At 70.1% G+C, this 16269-nt stretch carries 17 protein-coding genes and 1 pseudogene; all 18 read left to right on the plus strand.

What is annotated here, in order from left to right; genetic code table 11:
- Position 1: 1 nt before the first annotated feature.
- Complete coding sequence (locus ID554_RS15520) at positions 2 to 916, plus strand: conjugal transfer protein TrbL family protein (RefSeq protein WP_117230215.1); 915 nt, start codon at positions 2 to 4, stop codon at positions 914 to 916.
- 38 nt (positions 917 to 954) lie between these two features.
- Entirely contained in the window at positions 955 to 1887 is a 933-nt protein-coding gene (locus ID554_RS15525) for a PrgI family protein (RefSeq protein ID WP_117230251.1), read from the plus strand.
- Positions 1884 to 3671, plus strand: a complete 1788-nt coding sequence (locus tag ID554_RS15530) for a VirB4 family type IV secretion system protein (protein ID WP_117230216.1) — start codon at positions 1884 to 1886, stop codon at positions 3669 to 3671. The genes ID554_RS15525 and ID554_RS15530 overlap by 4 nt, the downstream gene beginning before the upstream one ends.
- Positions 3668 to 5746 (plus strand): helicase HerA domain-containing protein, encoded by a 2079-nt coding sequence (locus ID554_RS15535; RefSeq protein ID WP_396888370.1) that lies wholly within the window; start codon positions 3668 to 3670, stop codon positions 5744 to 5746. Before ID554_RS15530 ends, ID554_RS15535 begins: the two co-directional genes overlap by 4 nt.
- Before the next feature lie 658 nt (positions 5747 to 6404).
- On the plus strand, positions 6405 to 8201 hold the full coding sequence (gene ltrA, locus ID554_RS15540) for a group II intron reverse transcriptase/maturase (RefSeq protein WP_223884092.1): 1797 nt from the start codon (positions 6405 to 6407) through the stop codon (positions 8199 to 8201).
- Positions 8202 to 8286: 85 nt separating this feature from the next.
- Positions 8287 to 8733, plus strand: a pseudogene (locus ID554_RS15545) (type VI secretion protein); the annotation flags it as partial.
- A 208-nt stretch (positions 8734 to 8941) separates the two neighbouring features.
- Positions 8942 to 9817, plus strand: coding sequence for a replication-relaxation family protein (locus ID554_RS15550; protein ID WP_117230217.1), 876 nt, complete (start codon positions 8942 to 8944; stop codon positions 9815 to 9817).
- Positions 9818 to 10245: 428 nt separating this feature from the next.
- Positions 10246 to 10962 carry a hypothetical protein gene (locus ID554_RS15555; protein ID WP_117230218.1) on the plus strand — a complete coding sequence of 239 codons (717 nt, stop codon included), beginning with the start codon at positions 10246 to 10248 and terminating at the stop codon, positions 10960 to 10962.
- Between the two features lie 29 nt (positions 10963 to 10991).
- Entirely contained in the window at positions 10992 to 11432 is a 441-nt protein-coding gene (locus ID554_RS15560; protein WP_117230219.1) for a hypothetical protein, read from the plus strand.
- A 121-nt stretch (positions 11433 to 11553) separates the two neighbouring features.
- Complete coding sequence (locus tag ID554_RS15565; RefSeq protein WP_117230220.1) at positions 11554 to 11973, plus strand: hypothetical protein; 420 nt, start codon at positions 11554 to 11556, stop codon at positions 11971 to 11973.
- Positions 11974 to 12154: 181 nt separating this feature from the next.
- Positions 12155 to 13291, plus strand: a complete 1137-nt coding sequence (locus ID554_RS15570) for a hypothetical protein (RefSeq protein ID WP_117230221.1) — start codon at positions 12155 to 12157, stop codon at positions 13289 to 13291.
- A complete protein-coding gene (locus ID554_RS15575; protein ID WP_117230222.1) occupies positions 13288 to 13632 on the plus strand; it encodes a hypothetical protein in 345 nt (114 codons plus the stop codon). The genes ID554_RS15570 and ID554_RS15575 overlap by 4 nt, the downstream gene beginning before the upstream one ends.
- 187 nt (positions 13633 to 13819) lie before the next feature.
- Positions 13820 to 14290, plus strand: a complete 471-nt coding sequence (locus ID554_RS15580) for a hypothetical protein (RefSeq protein ID WP_117230223.1) — start codon at positions 13820 to 13822, stop codon at positions 14288 to 14290.
- A gap of 164 nt (positions 14291 to 14454) precedes the next feature.
- Positions 14455 to 14724, plus strand: a complete 270-nt coding sequence (locus ID554_RS15585; RefSeq protein ID WP_117230224.1) for a hypothetical protein — start codon at positions 14455 to 14457, stop codon at positions 14722 to 14724.
- A 124-nt stretch (positions 14725 to 14848) separates the two neighbouring features.
- Positions 14849 to 15193: a histone-like nucleoid-structuring protein Lsr2 gene (locus ID554_RS15590; RefSeq protein WP_117230225.1), complete on the plus strand. Its 345-nt coding sequence runs from the start codon at positions 14849 to 14851 to the stop codon at positions 15191 to 15193.
- A gap of 32 nt (positions 15194 to 15225) precedes the next feature.
- The gene (locus ID554_RS15595) at positions 15226 to 15624 is read left to right on the plus strand and encodes a hypothetical protein (RefSeq protein ID WP_117230226.1); all 399 of its coding nucleotides are present in this window, start codon (positions 15226 to 15228) and stop codon (positions 15622 to 15624) included.
- Positions 15624 to 15752, plus strand: coding sequence for a hypothetical protein (locus ID554_RS32440; RefSeq protein ID WP_263407283.1), 129 nt, complete (start codon positions 15624 to 15626; stop codon positions 15750 to 15752). Before ID554_RS15595 ends, ID554_RS32440 begins: the two co-directional genes overlap by 1 nt.
- Positions 15739 to 16131, plus strand: coding sequence for a hypothetical protein (locus tag ID554_RS15600; protein WP_117230227.1), 393 nt, complete (start codon positions 15739 to 15741; stop codon positions 16129 to 16131). Before ID554_RS32440 ends, ID554_RS15600 begins: the two co-directional genes overlap by 14 nt.
- Positions 16132 to 16269: the final 138 nt, after the last annotated feature.

A 16269-nucleotide genomic window follows, 5' to 3' on the forward strand; every position in this document is an offset into this window, starting at 1 on the left:
CATGACGGTGTGGATGCTCGACCAGATCCTCGGCTGGATGACCACCGCGGTCCTGGCGTGCCTCGACGCGATCTTCGACCTCATCACCGGTGTCCTACTCACCACCCCGAGAGTCACCGCGCTGCCGCAGGTGCAGGCGCTCACCGGCCGATCGGTGTGGATCGTGGACGCCGTGTTCGTGTTGGCGTTCGTCGCCGCCGGCATCCTGATCATGGTCGCCGGCGGCGACGAACAGGCCCGCTACACGGCCAAGGACCTCCTGCCCCGACTGGTCGTCGGATTCACCGCCGCGCACTTCTCCCAACTGGTCTGCGGCCAGCTCATCGACCTCACCAACGCCCTGACCGCAGCCGTCGCCGACGGCTACGACAGCGACGGCACGTTCACCGCGATCCAGACCCACCTCACCGCCGCCCAGGACCGGGCCGTGCCCCTGCTGTTCCTCGTCCTGACCCTGATCATCACGATCCTGATCGCGACGACCGCGGTCCAACTCATCGGCCGGTTCGTCGCGCTGCTGGTCCTGACCGCCATCGCCCCACTGGCCCTGGCCTGCCACGCCCTGCCGCAGACCGACCCGCTGGCCCGCCTGTGGTGGCGCGCCTACACCGGCTGCCTGGCGATACCCGTCGCGCAGGCGTTCTTCCTCACCGCCGGAGAACGGGTCCTGCTCGACCCGGCGACCATGCTGCCCGTGTTCGGGATGCCCGCCGACCCCGGCGGCACCCTGAACCTCCTGGTCGTCGTGGTCCTGCTGTGGACCACCGTCAAGATCCCCGCACTGATGGCCCGCTGGGCGGGCCAGAGCGGACACGGCACCACCGCGATGCTCGGCGCCGCCGCCCGCGTCGTCGTGGTGCAGCAACTCACCCGCACCGTCCCCGGACTCTCCACCCTGAGAAGGACCGTCAGATGAGCACCCCCGAACCCGACACCGGCCCGGCACGCACGCGCATGCCCGCCGACGTCGACGCCCCCGACAAGGTCGCCTACGGCCTGACCTTCCACCAACTGGCCATCGTCGCCGCCGGAGCGCTTCTGTACTACGGCGCATGGCAAGCCTTGAACACGGTGGTCCCGGTACCGGTGCTCATCGGTGCTGGTGTGGTGTTGGGCGGGCTGGTGATCGGCCTAGCGCTCGGACGCCGAGACGGTCTGTCGATGGATACGTGGCTGCTGCACGCGATCCGTCACACCCGTACCCCTCGGTCGCTGGCCGCCGCTGACATCGCGGCGGAGCCCACTGCGCCGGACTGGGTCGAGACGCCGAAGAGCGGCCGGACGCCGCTGCCGGCGCCGTTGCGGCTGCCCGCCGACGCCATCGACGACGACGGGGAGATCAGCCTCGGTAGCGCCCGCGCCGCGATCGTCGGCACCACCACGGTGAACCTCGCGCTGCGCACCCCCGACGAGCAGGCCGCCCTCATTGAGGGCTGGGGCAGGTGGCTCAACAGCCTGTCCACGCCGACGCAGATCGTCGTGTCGGCGCAGCCGGTCGATCTGGCGTCTCACAGCCGTGCGCTCGCCGCCGCCGCAGATGCCCAGCCGCATCCGCAGCTTCGCGCGGCGTGCGCCGACCACGCCGAGTTCCTCGGCGACCTCGCCTCGCGGCGCGACCCGCTGCGCCGGCAGGTCCTGGTCGTCCACCGCACGACCGCAGGCGAGCGCACCGGGCACGCCGCTCGGCGCCGCGCCGACGACACCGTTCGGGCACTGGCCGGGCTCGGCGTCAGCCCCCGGGTGCTCGACGGCGCGGCAGTGACCGCCGCCCTGACCTGCGCCGCCGACCCCTACCGGCCACCGCGCCCGGGCGGCCTCGCCGCACCCGATGCCGTCATCACCGCGAGCGCCCCCGCTCGCACCCGCAGGAAGAGGAGGACATCATGATCAGGAGGAGACGCTCCGGCGGCGCGGCCGTGGAAGCCCCGCCGGCCTCGCTGGCGTCGGCGGTCGCACCGGCCACGGTCGAAGTCGCGCCCCGGTGGCTGCACGTCGGCGACGGATACGCCGCCACCCTGGTGGTGACCGGCTACCCGGCCGAGGTCGGCCCGGCGTGGCTGGAACCGCTGTTGTCCTGGCCGGGCCGGCTCGACCTCGCCATGCACATCGAGCCGCTCCCGGCGCCGATCGCCGCGTCCCGGCTGCGAAAGCAGCGGGCCCGGCTGGAGTCCTCCCGGCGGGCCGACTCCGAGCGGGGCAAGCTGGCCGACCCCTACGTCGACGCCGCCGCTCACGACGCCGGCGACCTGGCCGAGCGCCTCGCCCGGGGCGCGGCGAAGCTGTTCCGGGTCGGCCTATATCTCACCGTGCACGCCCGCACCGAAGACGAACTACTGCAGGCGTGCGCGCAGGTCCGGGCCGCCGCCGCATCAACCCTCCTCGAGGTACAACCCGCGACCTGGCGCCAGCTCCCCGGATGGACCACCACCCTGCCGCTGGCCTCCGACGGGCTGCGGATGCTGCGCACCATGGACACCCAAGCCCTGGCCAGCTCGTTCCCGCTGGCGTCACCGGATCTGCCCGCGCCGCCGCCCGGTGACCCGCCGACCACCGGTGGCGTCCTCTACGGCGTCAACCCCGCCAGCGCCGGGATCGTCTGGTGGGACCGCTGGACGCAGGAGAACCACAACGCCATCGTCCTCGCCCGAAGTGGGGCGGGGAAGTCGTACTTCGTCAAGTTGGAGATCCTGCGCAGCCTCTACCAGGGTGTGCAGATCGCGGTCGTCGATCCCGAGGACGAGTACCTGCGACTGTGCGACGCGGTCGGAGGCAGCGCCGTGCGCCTCGGCCTCCCGGGCGTGAAGATCAACCCCCTGGACTTGCCGGCCGGCGACCGGCGTCCGGACGTACTCACCCGCCGTGGACTGTTCCTGCACACGCTGATCAGCGTGCTGCTCGGGCATCAGCCGCCACCGGCGGAGCGGGCCGCCCTGGACCGGGCCATCCTCGCCGTCTACCGGTCCGCCGGCATCACGGCGGACCCGGCCACACATCACCGACCGGCACCACTACTACGCGACCTGGCCGAGACGCTGCGCACCGACGACGACCCGGCCGCCGCGACTCTGGCCGCCCGGCTCGCGCCGTGGGTACAGGGCAGCTTCGCCGACCTGTTCAACGGGCCGACCACCCAAACCCCACTCGGGCACCTCGTCGTGTGGTCCCTCCGTCACCTGCCCGACGAGCTGCGCACGGTCGGCACGCTGCTCGCGCTGGACTCGATCTGGCGCACGGTCGACGCGCCGGTCGGCCCGCCGCAGCGGCGGCTCGTCGTGGTCGACGAGGCCTGGTTGCTGATGCGTGACGGCGAGGGCGCAAGGTTTCTCTTCCGCATGTCGAAGGCGGCGCGTAAACGCAACGCGGGGCTGACCGTGGTCACCCAGGACGCCGCCGACGTGCTCGGCACGGACCTCGGTCAGGCGGTGGTGTCCAACGCCTCGACGCAGGTGCTGCTGCGGCAGGCGCCCCAGGCCATCGACGCCGTCGGAGAGGCTTTCGGCCTCACCGGCGGCGAGCGACGGCTGCTGCTGTCGGCCCGCCGCGGCCAGGGGTTGTTGATCTCCGGGGTGAACAGGACGAGCTTCGAATCGATCTCCTCGGAGGCGGAGCACGAGCTGTGCACCACGAACCCGGCCGAGTTGGCCGACCTCGACGAGAAGGACGACCTGTGACACCACCAGCCGAAATTCTCCGAGCGGCTCTCGTTTCGCCGCCACCGGCGCCCAGCCCCACGTTCGGGCCGGGCGCCGATCTCGTTCCGCCAGCAGGACCCGGGGCCGCTGTGGTCGACGCCGCCGTGTGGGCCGCACATCGGCCGTGGCTGGCCGGTGTCGCCGCCGGCCTGCTCGCCGTCTGGGTGGCCGGCCGCAACATGGTGGAGATCTGGCGGCACCGCCACCACGCCCACGGCGCACGGCTGGTGACGATCGCGCCGCCGCCCGAGGTCGACCCGCACAGCGCGGGCGCGTTGTGGGCGAACCTCGCCGGTGTGCTCACCCCGTCGCGGCGACGGCGCCTGCTCTACGGCGCCCCGCACGTCGTGTGGCAGTACACGTGGTCCGGCCGGCAGCTGCTCATCTCGATCTGGGTCCCCGGCACCGTTCCCCCGGGGGCGGTCGAGGCGGCGGTACGGGCGGCGTGGCCCAGCTCGGCCACCGCCACCGATGACAATCCGCCACCGCCGATCCCCCTGGAAGCGCATCCCGCCGCTGGTGGGCACCTGCTGCCGGTCTACGCGGAGTGGCTTCCCCTGGCCACCGACCACGACACCGACCCGCTGCGCCCGCTGATGTCCGCCGGAGCGCAGCTCAAGCCCGGCGAGTACGCGTGCGTACAGATCCTCGCCCGCCCCGCCACCCCACGGAGGGCGGCACGAGCCCGCCGGGCGGCCGGACGGCTGCGGGCCGGCAGGACCGCCTTTCCCGCGATCAACCCGGCCGCACCGGTGCTGTGGCTGCTCGACGCGTTCCTGCCCGGCAGCGGCGGCACCGGCCGCACCACGCCCCCGGCCAGGCGTGATCCCACCGTCGAGCGGGACGTGCGGGCGATCCTCGACAAGACGGCGCACCCGCTATGGCAGACCGGCATCCGGTACGCGGTCGCCACCACCAACCGCCGGCACGGCGCCGACCCACTCGGTCGGCTGCGGGGCATCGCCGACACGCTCGCCTCGGCATTCGCCATCCACACCGGCCGCAACCGGCTGACCCACCGAGCACGGATGCCCGCGCCTGTGGCCGTCCTCGCCGCCCGCCGACTCGGTCCGGGATTCCTCACCTCAGCCCCAGAACTCGCCGCACTCGCCGCGCTGCCGCAGGACCTCACCGTTCCCGGCCTGGACCGGGCGCGGGCCGCCTCGATGCCGGCACCGGTCGCGGTTCCCGGCGGCGGACGCGGGGTGAAGATGCTGGGCGACGCCGAAATCGGTGGCCACGCTGTGGGGCTGTCGGTGCCCGATGCGAGGTATCACATGCATGTGATCGGATCGACGGGCTCTGGCAAGACCACACTGCTGGTCAACATGGCCCTCGACGACATCAAAGCCGGCCGGGGCACCGTCGTCATCGACCCGCACGGCGACCTCGCCCTGGACATCCTCGACCGGCTCCCCGCCGACGTCGGCGACCGCGTCGTGCTCTTCGACCCCGACCAGGACAACCCGCCCACGCTGAATCCCCTTGAGGGCGAGGACCCCGACCTCGTGGTCGACAACCTGGTGTCGATCTTCGGGAACATTTTCGCCAAGGCGTGGGGGCCGCGAATGGACGACGTCATGCGGGTCGCCTGCCTGACGCTGCTACGGCACAACAACGTGACCCTGCAGCACATCCCGCCGTTGCTGAACTCGCCGCAGTTCAGAAGCGCGATGACGGTGGACCTGGACGACCCGGCCGGGCTGAGCGGCTTCTGGCAGTGGTACGACAGCCTGAACGACTCGCTGCGGTCGCAGGTCATCGGGCCGGTCCTCGCCCGCCTGCGGTCCTTCCTGCTGCGCGACTTCGTGAAGCGGACGATGCGGTACCCGAAGTCGAGTTTCGACATGGGCAAGGTCCTCGACGGCGGAGTGCTGCTCGTCCGGATTCCCAAGGGTGTGCTCGGCGAGGACACCAGCCGGCTGCTCGGCTCCCTCGTCCTCGCGCAGGTGTGGCAGGCCGCCACCGCCCGCGCCGCCACCGCACCCGAGCGGCGCCGCGACGCCAGCCTCATCATCGACGAGGCGCAGAACTTCCTCACCCGTGCGGCCTGAAAGTCGCTTGTAGCCAGTGAATTACCCGGGAGGTGACGGTAATTCCCCGCTCAGTGGTCGTAATGGGCGGGTCTCCTAGGGCGGGTGCGGGACTGGTAACGGATCCGTGCTAAGCCGCCTGACACGAAGCCCCAAGAGCAGGTGGGCCATCACCAGCCACAGGGCAAGGAGAAGACCTGAAGGACGAACGTAAGTGAACCCCCGATGAGGCCTCGTAAAAGTTGACCGCATCAATGGTTGGCAATCGGCGGAAAGGACCCGGAGTTGGAAGGCTCAAGGTGGCAGCGGGAGGCGGGTTTCTCCTGCTGCGTGACCACCACCGGTCCCGGGGTAAAGGGGGCGTCCTCCCAGGTCGCATCTGGCACAAGCGGAACAGGTAAACCCCGTAGCGGTCCAGAGCGGATGCGTTCTGGTAAGCCGACGGTAACGGACGCTGAACTCCGCTGCGGGAGTAGGAAGACCCGAGAAGCGAATGCCGCTAGGACGAAAGTTCAGGGGAAACCGTGGAACCAGGCGCCTCAGCCTCCACGGATAACCCGGCGGATACCGGGACCTGTTCCCGGGCCCGAAAGGGAGCCCACGCGGGTCTGGTAGGCCTTTGACGATTCGAACCACAAAGCCTTAACCAACGCCGGAGTTAGATACCGAAGGAGAAGAAGTGACCGACACGACCGCAAGCAGTCCAAACGCGGCGGCGGACGTCCTGTCTTCGCCTGCGGGGAACCAAGCGTTGGACGACGCCCGGTACTGGCACAGCATCGACTGGGTCGACGCCGAGCGCACCGTACGGCGACTGCGGCAGAGAATCTTCAAAGCGACGCAGGACGGGGACCTGAAGAAGGTCCGCAATCTCCAAAAGCTCATGCTGCGTTCACGCTCCAACACGCTGGTCAGCGTGCGGCGGGTGACGCAGCGGAGCCTGGGACGGCGCACCCCCGGGGTAGACGGGGAACTGGCGCTTGACCCGACGGCCCGGGGGCGGCTGGCAAGGACACTTGCCGAGCAGCCCCGGCCTACGGCCAAGCCTGTGCGCCGTGTGCACATCCCGAAAGCGAACGGGAAGATGCGTCCGCTCGGTATCCCGGTGATCCGGGACCGGGTGCAGCAGGCCAGGGTGAAAAACGCCCTGGAGCCTGAGTGGGAGGCGCGGTTCGAGGGCCGAAGCTACGGCTTCCGTCCCGGACGCAGTTGTCACGACGCGATCGCCGCGGTTTTCAACTTCGCGGCGGGTAAGAAGGCCCGGCGACGCTGGGCTCTGGACGCGGACCTGACCAGCGCCTTCGACAAGATCAACCACGATCGCTTGATGGAGGCCATCGGCGCGTTCCCGGCTGCTCGGGAGATCCGCCGCTGGCTCAAGGCCGGTGTGATGGAGGGCGGGCGGTTCGCCCCGACCGACGAGGGTGCACCTCAAGGCGGAGTGATAAGCCCCCTGCTGCTGAACATCGTCCTACACGGCATGGGGACCGCCGCAGGTGACCGGGAGGACGGCACGGTACGGCAACGATGGTTGCAGTGCCCGCCAGCGTTCGTCCGGTACGCCGACGACTTCGTGGTGCTGTGCACCACGAAGGAACAAGCGGAGCAGGTGAAGCAGCGGCTCGCCGACTGGCTGGCGCCGAGAGGACTGGCCTTCAACGAGGACAAGACACGGATCGTCCACCTTGATGAAGGCTTCGACTTCCTCGGCTTCAACGTCCGGCGATACGACGACAAACTGCTGATCAAGCCGAGCGACGCGGCGGTAAGACAGGTCAAGGGGAAAATTAGGGAACTGGTGAGCGTCATGCGCTCCGCCCCAACCGAGGACGTCATCAGGCGACTCAACCCCTTGATCAAGGGATGGTCCACCTACTACAGGGGCGTAGCCTCCACGGAAACGTTTACGTCCCTGGACCACTACGTGCACTACCGCATGTACCGGTGGGCCAAGCGCCGCCACAACATGAAGTCGGTCGCGTGGATACGCGACCAGTACTTCGGGCGCTACAACCCCGAACGGGAAGACCGCTGGGTCTTCGCCGACCGCACCACTGGACGGTACCTGTACCGGTTCGCATGGACCCATATCCAACGGCATGCCCTCGTGAAGGGCCGGGCGTCCAAAGACGACCCGCAGCTGGAGGACTACTGGGCGGCACGCACCCGAAAGCGAAAGCATCCAGAAGCCGACAAGCGCAACTTGTGGCTGGCTGCCAAGCAGAAGGGACTGTGCCCGCTATGCGGATTGGACCTGATCGCCGGTGCGGGCTACGAACCTGAGTCCGTCTACGAATGGGCGTCCTGGTTCTGGGCCAACTCCCGAACGATCAACAGGCACCACGTGGTCTACCGGTCGCACGGCGGCCCGGACGTCAAATCCAACCTCATGCTCATCCACTGGGAATGCCACCGGCAACACCACGCCAAGGCAACTTCCGATGGACCCAAGGAGATCCAGAATGCGCGCTCATAGTGGCCTGCTTGAGCCGGATGCGGGGAGACCCGCACGTCCGGTTCTGAGGGGGCCCTCGACCCGAGAGGGTCGGTGGGCTACCCGACTCGCCAACAGCCTGGACACGATGCTCGCCGAGGCACGCAAGTACCGGCTCTCGCTGGTGCTCGCCCACCAGGACCTGGCGCAGTTTCCACGCGACCTGCTCGCCGCCGCGTCGGCTAACGCCCGCAACAAGATCTACTTCACCGTGGCGCCGGAGGACGCGAAGGTGCTGTCCCGGCACACCGGGCCCGAGCTGGGTGAGCACGACCTCGCCCACCTGGACGCGTACACCGCCGCCGCGCGTCTGGTCGTCGATGGCCGGCAGACGCCGGCGTTCACGATGCGGACCCGGCCGCCGAGGCCGGTCGTCGGTGAGTCGACCGCCATCCGGCAGGCAGCCGCGGCGGCGGTACCGGTTCAGGACACCAGCGCCGTCGACGAACTCGTCGAGCGGCTCAGCCGCAAGCCCGACGATCGGCGGTCCCGGCGGAAGGGTGACCGCGCCTGACTCACCGGTCAACCGGTGGCGCCGCCCGGGTCGCGCATCGGCTCGTCACGGGGATCGTCACCGGTGACCGCCGGATGCCAGCCGAACAGTGCTGACCTGGGCTGTCAGTGCCGCACACGGCCCCTGACAGACCATCCGCACTGCCCTCCTCTGTGCCAGACACCCCTCCCGATCGGGAGGGGACCTCATTCTGCCCAAGGAGCAAACCGTGTACTCCCGTGTTCCGTCCGCCTCCAGCAAACCGGATCCCCTCGCCGTCTTCGGTCGTATCGTCCCCCGTGACCATGCCCTGCTCGCCCTGCTGGCCGAGCACTACCTGCTGTCCACCGACCAGATCACCCACACCTTCTTCGACGGCCGTCGCACCGCGCAGCGGCGGCTCACGATCCTGCACCGCCTCGACGTGCTGCACCGCTTCGGCCGCAGCGGCGCCCACGGCCGGTACGGGTCGCTGCTCTACACCCTCGGCCCCGTCGGGCTGCAACTGCACCCGAGCGTCTACCACGACCCGGCCGGCACCGGCGGCAAGCCGCCGCGCAGCTCCCTGGAGCGGGCCAAGCGGATCGCCGCCAGCGGCCAGGTCAATCACCTGCTCGGCGTGAACCAGTTCTTCACCGACCTGATCGCCACCGCCCGCCGCACCGACGGCGCCCGCCTGTCGCGGTGGTGGTCCGAGCAGCACGCGACCACCGTCTACGCCCAGGCCGGCATCCGGCCCGACGGACACGGCATCTGGACGACTTCGGACACTTCGACCGGTTTCTGGCTGGAGCACGACAACGACACCGAGAACTTGGCACGGGTCGTGGCCAAGCTCCGCGGCTACGAGCGCCTCACCGCCTTCGGTCCCCGCTACCCCGTGCTGTTCTGGGTGCCCAGCCGGCGCCGCGAGGCCAGCCTGCTCGGCGTCCTCGCCGGACTGCGCAGCGCCAGCCCGATCGCCACCGCCGTGCACAGCCCCGACCCCGCCGGCAGGGTGTGGACCCTCGTCTCGGACCCCACCCACCGGCGGCACCTGCACGAACTGCCGTCGGACCACGGACCCGACGCGGTCACGAACCCGCAGCGCTTCGACGACCTGTAGACACCGGCACGCCGGCTACCGTCCGCGTCTGTCAGACAACAAGATCATTTGTGAGAGTCGCGGAGTCTCACAGCGACGGCGCCGACATCGGCAAAGTACCCGCCTGAACGTCTCACACCGCAGGTCAAGCCCACTCTTCGGCGAGCAACTCGCCGGACCGGCCTGACAGAACAGGCCGCTACCGTTCACGGCACTAACAACACCTCAATATATCTCCACCCCGGTTCGGTCCCACCTCGGAACCACCGCCGCACCCACCGGTGCGCCACGCCCACCCGCCCCCAAGGCCGGTCGGCACCGCGCCGCGCGGCGACCCAGGTCGCACCCAACCAACCCGCACCACACCTTCCCCTTCAACCGACCCACGCACCCAGTGGGCCGGTTATCTCCGCGCGCCCTGACGCGCCCACCCGTAGGAGGACCGCCTTATGTCCAAGACCCCCCGCCCGCTCGCCCACACCCCGGCCGTCAAGCCGAAGGCCACGATCCGCACCATGATCCTCTGCATCCCGCAGGAGCTGCCCCGCGAGGCATTGACCTCGCACCAGCTCGACCGCAACTTCGGCGTCCAGGGCACCCTGTCGGCCCGGTTCTGGGCCAGCGGTGCTCTGCATCTCTGGCAGCGCCGGCAGATGATCAGCATGCGTAAGGGCCGCCCGGCCTACTGCGCCGGCGGACCGGCGAAACTGCTCGACCTGGACGGCATGCTCCAAGCCGCCGCCATGGGGGCGGGCATCCGCCACCAACTGTTCAGCAGGGTCGTGCACGGCACCCGCAACGCCACCCCGTGGCACGTCTACGAGTCCCGCCACCTGGCGGACCCGGACAAGTACCTGTGGGACAAGGCCGCAGCGGACTTCAACAACCAACCCCGCGTAAACGCGATCCGGATGCACAACGCCGCCACGTACGGCGCCGGGCAGATCGCCCTCAACGAGCTGGAGATGTACCAGGCCGGATACATGGCCTACCAGCACCACAGCGCGCTGACCGCGATCGCGGGCGATGTGCTCATCACCGCCGAGGGCGCCAAGCTGGCCCCGGCCAGCGACGCCATGGCCGACCGGGTCACCTACCTCGAACAGGCCAACCGCCTGTTCGCCGCCATCGACCCCGACCAGCGCCTGCTCGCGGTCGCGCTCTGACCACGCCGAAACAGGAGGAGGACAGCCCCATGGGCCGCGCCATGTTCCTGCTCGACGAGGTCGAGCAACTCGCCGACGCCTGCGTCCGCGCCCAGCGCCGCGACGCCGGCAACCGCGAGGCACCCCAGCCGGCACCACCGGCACTGCGGGTGATGCACGACGAGTTCCACCAGATCTATCTCACCGGCGACAGCACCTACGCGGGCGAGAACCACCGCCTGCGACCCGTCACCTCCAGCCTTCTCGGCTGGCAGGAGACACCGGTGCTCGCCGGAGAGCTCACCGGCAAGCGATACCGACGGCTGTACCCGGGCCGTCTCGGCGACATCCCGCTTGCCGGACCAGCGCACAACCTGCTCCACCTCATCCAGTCCGGCGTCGACGCCGGCTGGAGCACCTTCGTCATCGACTACATCGACGACACCGTCATCCCCGGTGTCGGCCGCGGACGCTTCCACGCCCCGCACTGACACCTGCAGGAATCGATCGGTCCAGCAGCCGCCATCCCTGTACCCGAGGGACACGCGCTGCTGCCCGGTCGGCTCCACCCACCACCCCAACGCATCCCTCAGCTTGAAGGGACACCCCAGCATGAACTCGGTCTTCCGGTTCAACCTCGCCGCCGCGATGGAACTCGCCGAACACGCCGTGTCCGCCGCCGAACACGGCGACCCCATCGACGACGAACCCGCCGGACCCGCGCTGCTCCTCGTCGCCGACGACGGCGTGTACCTCATGTCCAACGGCCTGCCGCAGCCACCGCCGGGCCCGGACCAGCCGGCGACCTCGACCGTACGGGCGGTCTTCGCCGAGCACCGCAGCCCAGGGCAGCCGACTCACGACGGCGACGACCTGCTCATCGCCCTGCCGCTATCCCAGCCCGGCGACCCGCTCATCGAGAAGCTCCGCGCCGCCTCCCGCACCGGTCACGACGCCCTGGTCATCACCCTCCTCGACGACCAGCTCACCGTCGCTGCCACCCGAACGCCGCACGCCCCGCGCCTCGGCTGAACCTGCCGGCCGCCCCAGGGGCGCCCAGCCGACGCCGCGGCCGGCGAGACGGCCGCCCTTTCCCTCTTCCACCAGTAAACGGCACCAGCCCGGCAAGTCGCCGGATCCCGTCGTGCCCGCAGAAGCCAACGGCGGCCAATCCCGGTCGTCGTCATCACCCTGTCTGAAAGGACACGTCAGCATGCCGCAACTTCCGATCTGCCCCGTCTGCGCCGAGCCGGTCGCAGACCAGCCCGTGCAGGGCTGGACCAGCGCCTACCGCGGTGGCGAAGCCCCGTGGTGGCACCTGATCGACAACACACCCATCTGCCCCGCCGGGGGCGGAACCTACTCCCAGGCGGTGTTCGTCGAGGACGGGCTCCCCGCCGACACCCAGTCCCACACCTGGCTCTTCGCGATGAGCGAGCTGTTCACGATCGTCGGCCCCTACGACCCCGCCCGACTGGGCAGCGCCCTCACCGCCGCCGAGCACCTCACCCGCTGGCTGTTCACGGCCACCGGACCGTTCAGCGCGTTTCTGGCCATGCCCACACCAACCGACGTCGCGGCCCTGATCGGGCACCTGCACCGCACCATGCGGCTACTGGCCCGCGTGCACGTACAGACCGATTCCTACATCGTCGAGCAGGTCCGCCAGCCGCACTTCACCGGCCTCGACCCCGCCAGCAGGGCCGGGGGAGAGGTCATCGACGCGGCCGACGACGCTCACGTATTCCTGAAGTACGCGGCGGACGGGACCGCCCAGTCCGCGCAGGTGGCCGGGATCGCCTTGTCCCATGCCCGCAAGGTCGCCGCCCTGACCGCGGCCACCTCCGCCGGACGCACCGACGAGCGCGAATCCGCCCGGGACATCGCCTCCGGCGCGACCGAGCCGACGGGTCAGGATCTCCCACAGCAGACAAGTGACACCGTCGAGCTCTCCGATGCCCATGTGGACGAGCTGATCGCATCGGCCTTCGGTGACGAGGCGGGCTTCGGCTCGGAAATGACCGAACGCGCCACCCGGATGCTCGCGACCCTCATCACCTACCTGTCGAACTGCCTCGGCCCGGCCCGGGCCGCCGCCATCCCCACCTCGCAGGAACTCGCAGATCTCGCCACCTCACTCACGTACGTCACGCACACCCTGGTCAGCGGGCTGCGACACCTCACCGAAAGCCCACGCGGCAGCGAAACCGACGGTCTAGACAAGACCGACGCCGCTGCAACGCGGGCGTCGCTCAAGGATGCCGTCGAAGGTCTGCGCTTCGCCGCGAACCACTTCGCCGCCGCCTCCTACACCGCCGCCGGCCTCGACCCCGAAGGAAATCAGCGGTGACCAGCGGCGGCGAGGAGGAGGGCAACGCGGACACGACCGCACCCCGCACAGCGCCGGTCGACCGTGTCTTCGGCGAGCGCCGGCAGGGCTACGACCTCACCGAGATACGGCGCGTCGACGGCAAGCTCCTCCGAGTCCGGATCCACCGCGACTTCTACCCACACCAGAGCCACGCGCTCGTCCAGGTCCTCACCCCGGCGATGACCTGGACCGAGCTGACGACCGAGCCGGCGTCGGCATGGCACGCCGCCACTCCGTCCAGCAGCACCAGCCCCGCACCGCTCGACCACCTCGCCGAGCGGCTCTTTCAACGAGCTGAGGCGATCCTGCGCACGGAGTAGGGCCGCACCGACCAAGGTCTTGCGCCTGCACGTCACCGATGACGCGCGCAGTGCCTTCGTTCCGCTCGTGGCATCCCGCACCACGTCAACTCCGGCCGTCGCCCGACCGAACACGCGCGATCACCCGCGCACCCGGGCACGGCCGCACGGCCGTGCCCGGGACATCCCAGAGAGGAGCGATACCGATATGCCCAGGGGCCGTTCCCGATGGTCGACGCCTGCGCCGACCTGCCACCCCGAGGGTGACACCACCGCCTGGCCCGAGCAGCGGTACGCCTGCGACTGCGGCGAGGAACTACGACTGGTTCGGATGAGCCTCGGCATCAACGACTGGGCCCACGAGACCCTGTCCGGGCAGCGCTACCGCGACGACCGGCCGCCACTGCTGCGTGAAGACCCGGCCCGCTGGTGGGACGAACTGCGTCGTCGCATGGCAGCCGGTGACATGCGCGCGGCCCAGATCTACAGCACGGTGAGCGCCGCCGAGGACCTCGGATGGAACCTGTGGCGGCACTCCCACCACCCGGCGACGACGCTGACGAAGAGGTCCGACCGGCAGCCACCGTACTGCTGCGAGTCACCGATGTGGGCCAGCCCGGACGGCTGGACCTGCCGTATCACCCACCGCCTCTTCCCCTACACCGCCGCGACGCACTGACCGGCCCGGCACACGGCAACCGCCGTGCGCCTCAGGTCAGGTGCCGCGCCTGAGGCACCAGCGCGCAAAAGTTCCGTCGCCCGGCCGAACAACGCCTGACCGCTCCGCATCCGGGGCACGGCCGACCGGCTGCGCCCGGGACCCTTCGCTGAAAGGACCCGCTCATGGTGTACCGCGCGCCCAACGCTCAACAACTCGTCGAGATGCTCACCGACGCCATCCGCCGCCACGACGGCAATCCCGCCCTGCTCGACCGCGTCCTGGTCGACGTCAGCGGTGTGCGTGTCCCGATCGACTTCGTCGACCTGTTCGACGTCACCGACGAGTGCCAGCAGACCGGCTGCCACTGCGGCTACGGCCAGGAGGACCGGCCCGAGGACGCCCCCAGGAAGGGCGTGCACTTCGAGTTCCTCATCGGCGGCGACGTCCCCTGATCCCGCCACCGGTGCCAGCCGCGCTCCCGGTGCTGGTACCGGCCCTGCTCACCCACGTCTCGGCTCTTTACCCCGCGCCATACAGGCGTCGGGGCCCACCCCATACCCGTTGAAGGGAAACCCGATGGCAACCAGAACGATCTTCGTGGTCACCGATGACCTGGACCACAGCCAGGACAACGTTGGCACCTACCGCTTTGCGCTCGAAGGCGTCGAGTACGAGATCGACCTCTCCGCGCACAACCTCGCCCGGATGCGAGAGGTGTTCGCCCCGTACATCGAGGCGGGCAGGCGGCTCCCGAAGCAGGCTCCCGCCCGGCGGGGTTCCGGCACCCGCGACAGCCGATCGGTCAACGCTCAGCTCCGCGCGTTCTGGGCCAGCCACGAGGAGCGGCTGGGCCTGCCCCCGCACCGCGACCGCGGCCTCATCCCGCGCGAGGTCCGCGACGCCTACCGCAACGCCCACTGACCCACGCCCCTATCGGAAGGAACACCAAGGACATGCGTGTCATCGCTGCGCTGCCACGACCGGCAGGCGAGTTCAAGCCCGTCACCGCCGTCGCGGCGCCCCGCGAGTCGGTGGTCGTCACCTGGTGCCGGGAGATCGCGACCAACACCGCCACCTCCGTCGGCAGCCCCGTCGAGAACGCCGAATACCTGCTGACGCTCTACCCTCACGGCTTCGCGCCGTACTCGCTGTACAGCTCCTTCGTCATCGCCGGCCGCACCATGTCGATCTCCGTGCTGTGGGACGACCTGTGGCGCGAGCCCGGATTCGCCCTCGCCATCGACGGCCAGCCGGTGCCCCTGGACGCCACGAGCACCGCACGGCCAGCCGCCGTCATCGCCCACGCCGCCTGGCACGCCATCCTCGCCCCCAGTCCCCGAAGGGCTCGCTGATGGCACACCACCTGATCGCGGTGCCCCGCCCGGTCACGCCGGGGTGGTACGGCGGCCGGTCGCAGCCGCCCACCTGCCGGTTCACCTCGGCCGAGTGGTCGGTGGCGGTGGCCGATGCCCACGCCTGACTACGAGCCCCGGCGCGGCAGCACGGCCGTGTTCTCCGGCCGCTGGCTGCGCTACGAGCCGGTCCCCGGGTTCGACCGCTACCACGAGGGCTACCGCGCGACGGTGCTCGGCTGGTGGAACGGCGCCTTCGAACTCTCGCTCGACCACGAGGCCACGACCGCACTCGCCCAGACGTTCAACGGCATGGCCGACTACGTGGGCGGCGACTGGCGCACGGTCGACTTCGACGGCCACACCCTCACCATCGCCCGCCCGCCGTCCGTCGGCGGCGGCGTCCACCGCGCCGAACCCGCTGACGGCCGCTACCGAATCGGCTGGGGCCTGCCCTGGCTGCCGGTGAACCCCCACCGCTGCGACCGCGTCTTCGGCCACCCGTAGCCGGACAGCCCCGGCAGCACCGGGCCTCGCAGGCCCCCGCCCACGCTTCGACGGCGTCCCGAAATCCGGTCAGCCGACTTGATCACGAGGCGCCGTCGAAGCGTCCATCAGTGCACGCCACATCCAAGCACGTCGAAC

Source organism: Micromonospora craniellae (assembly GCF_014764405.1).
Classification (GTDB): domain Bacteria; phylum Actinomycetota; class Actinomycetes; order Mycobacteriales; family Micromonosporaceae; genus Micromonospora; species Micromonospora craniellae.

Bases quoted from the DNA above. Each gene is read 5' to 3' on its own strand.
- ID554_RS15600 (WP_117230227.1), top strand. From the start codon at position 15,739: ATGCCCACGCCTGACTACGAGCCCCGGCGCGGCAGCACGGCCGTGTTC.
- ID554_RS15530 (WP_117230216.1), top strand. From the start codon at position 1,884: ATGATCAGGAGGAGACGCTCCGGCGGCGCGGCCGTGGAAGCCCCGCCG.
- ID554_RS15520 (WP_117230215.1), top strand. From the start codon at position 2: ATGACGGTGTGGATGCTCGACCAGATCCTCGGCTGGATGACCACCGCG.
- ID554_RS15580 (WP_117230223.1), top strand. From the start codon at position 13,820: ATGCCCAGGGGCCGTTCCCGATGGTCGACGCCTGCGCCGACCTGCCAC.
- ID554_RS15585 (WP_117230224.1), top strand. From the start codon at position 14,455: ATGGTGTACCGCGCGCCCAACGCTCAACAACTCGTCGAGATGCTCACC.
- ID554_RS15570 (WP_117230221.1), top strand. From the start codon at position 12,155: ATGCCGCAACTTCCGATCTGCCCCGTCTGCGCCGAGCCGGTCGCAGAC.
- ID554_RS32440 (WP_263407283.1), top strand. From the start codon at position 15,624: ATGGCACACCACCTGATCGCGGTGCCCCGCCCGGTCACGCCGGGGTGG.
- ID554_RS15560 (WP_117230219.1), top strand. From the start codon at position 10,992: ATGGGCCGCGCCATGTTCCTGCTCGACGAGGTCGAGCAACTCGCCGAC.
- ID554_RS15590 (WP_117230225.1), top strand. From the start codon at position 14,849: ATGGCAACCAGAACGATCTTCGTGGTCACCGATGACCTGGACCACAGC.
- ID554_RS15525 (WP_117230251.1), top strand. From the start codon at position 955: ATGCCCGCCGACGTCGACGCCCCCGACAAGGTCGCCTACGGCCTGACC.
- ID554_RS15565 (WP_117230220.1), top strand. From the start codon at position 11,554: ATGAACTCGGTCTTCCGGTTCAACCTCGCCGCCGCGATGGAACTCGCC.
- ID554_RS15555 (WP_117230218.1), top strand. From the start codon at position 10,246: ATGTCCAAGACCCCCCGCCCGCTCGCCCACACCCCGGCCGTCAAGCCG.
- ID554_RS15595 (WP_117230226.1), top strand. From the start codon at position 15,226: ATGCGTGTCATCGCTGCGCTGCCACGACCGGCAGGCGAGTTCAAGCCC.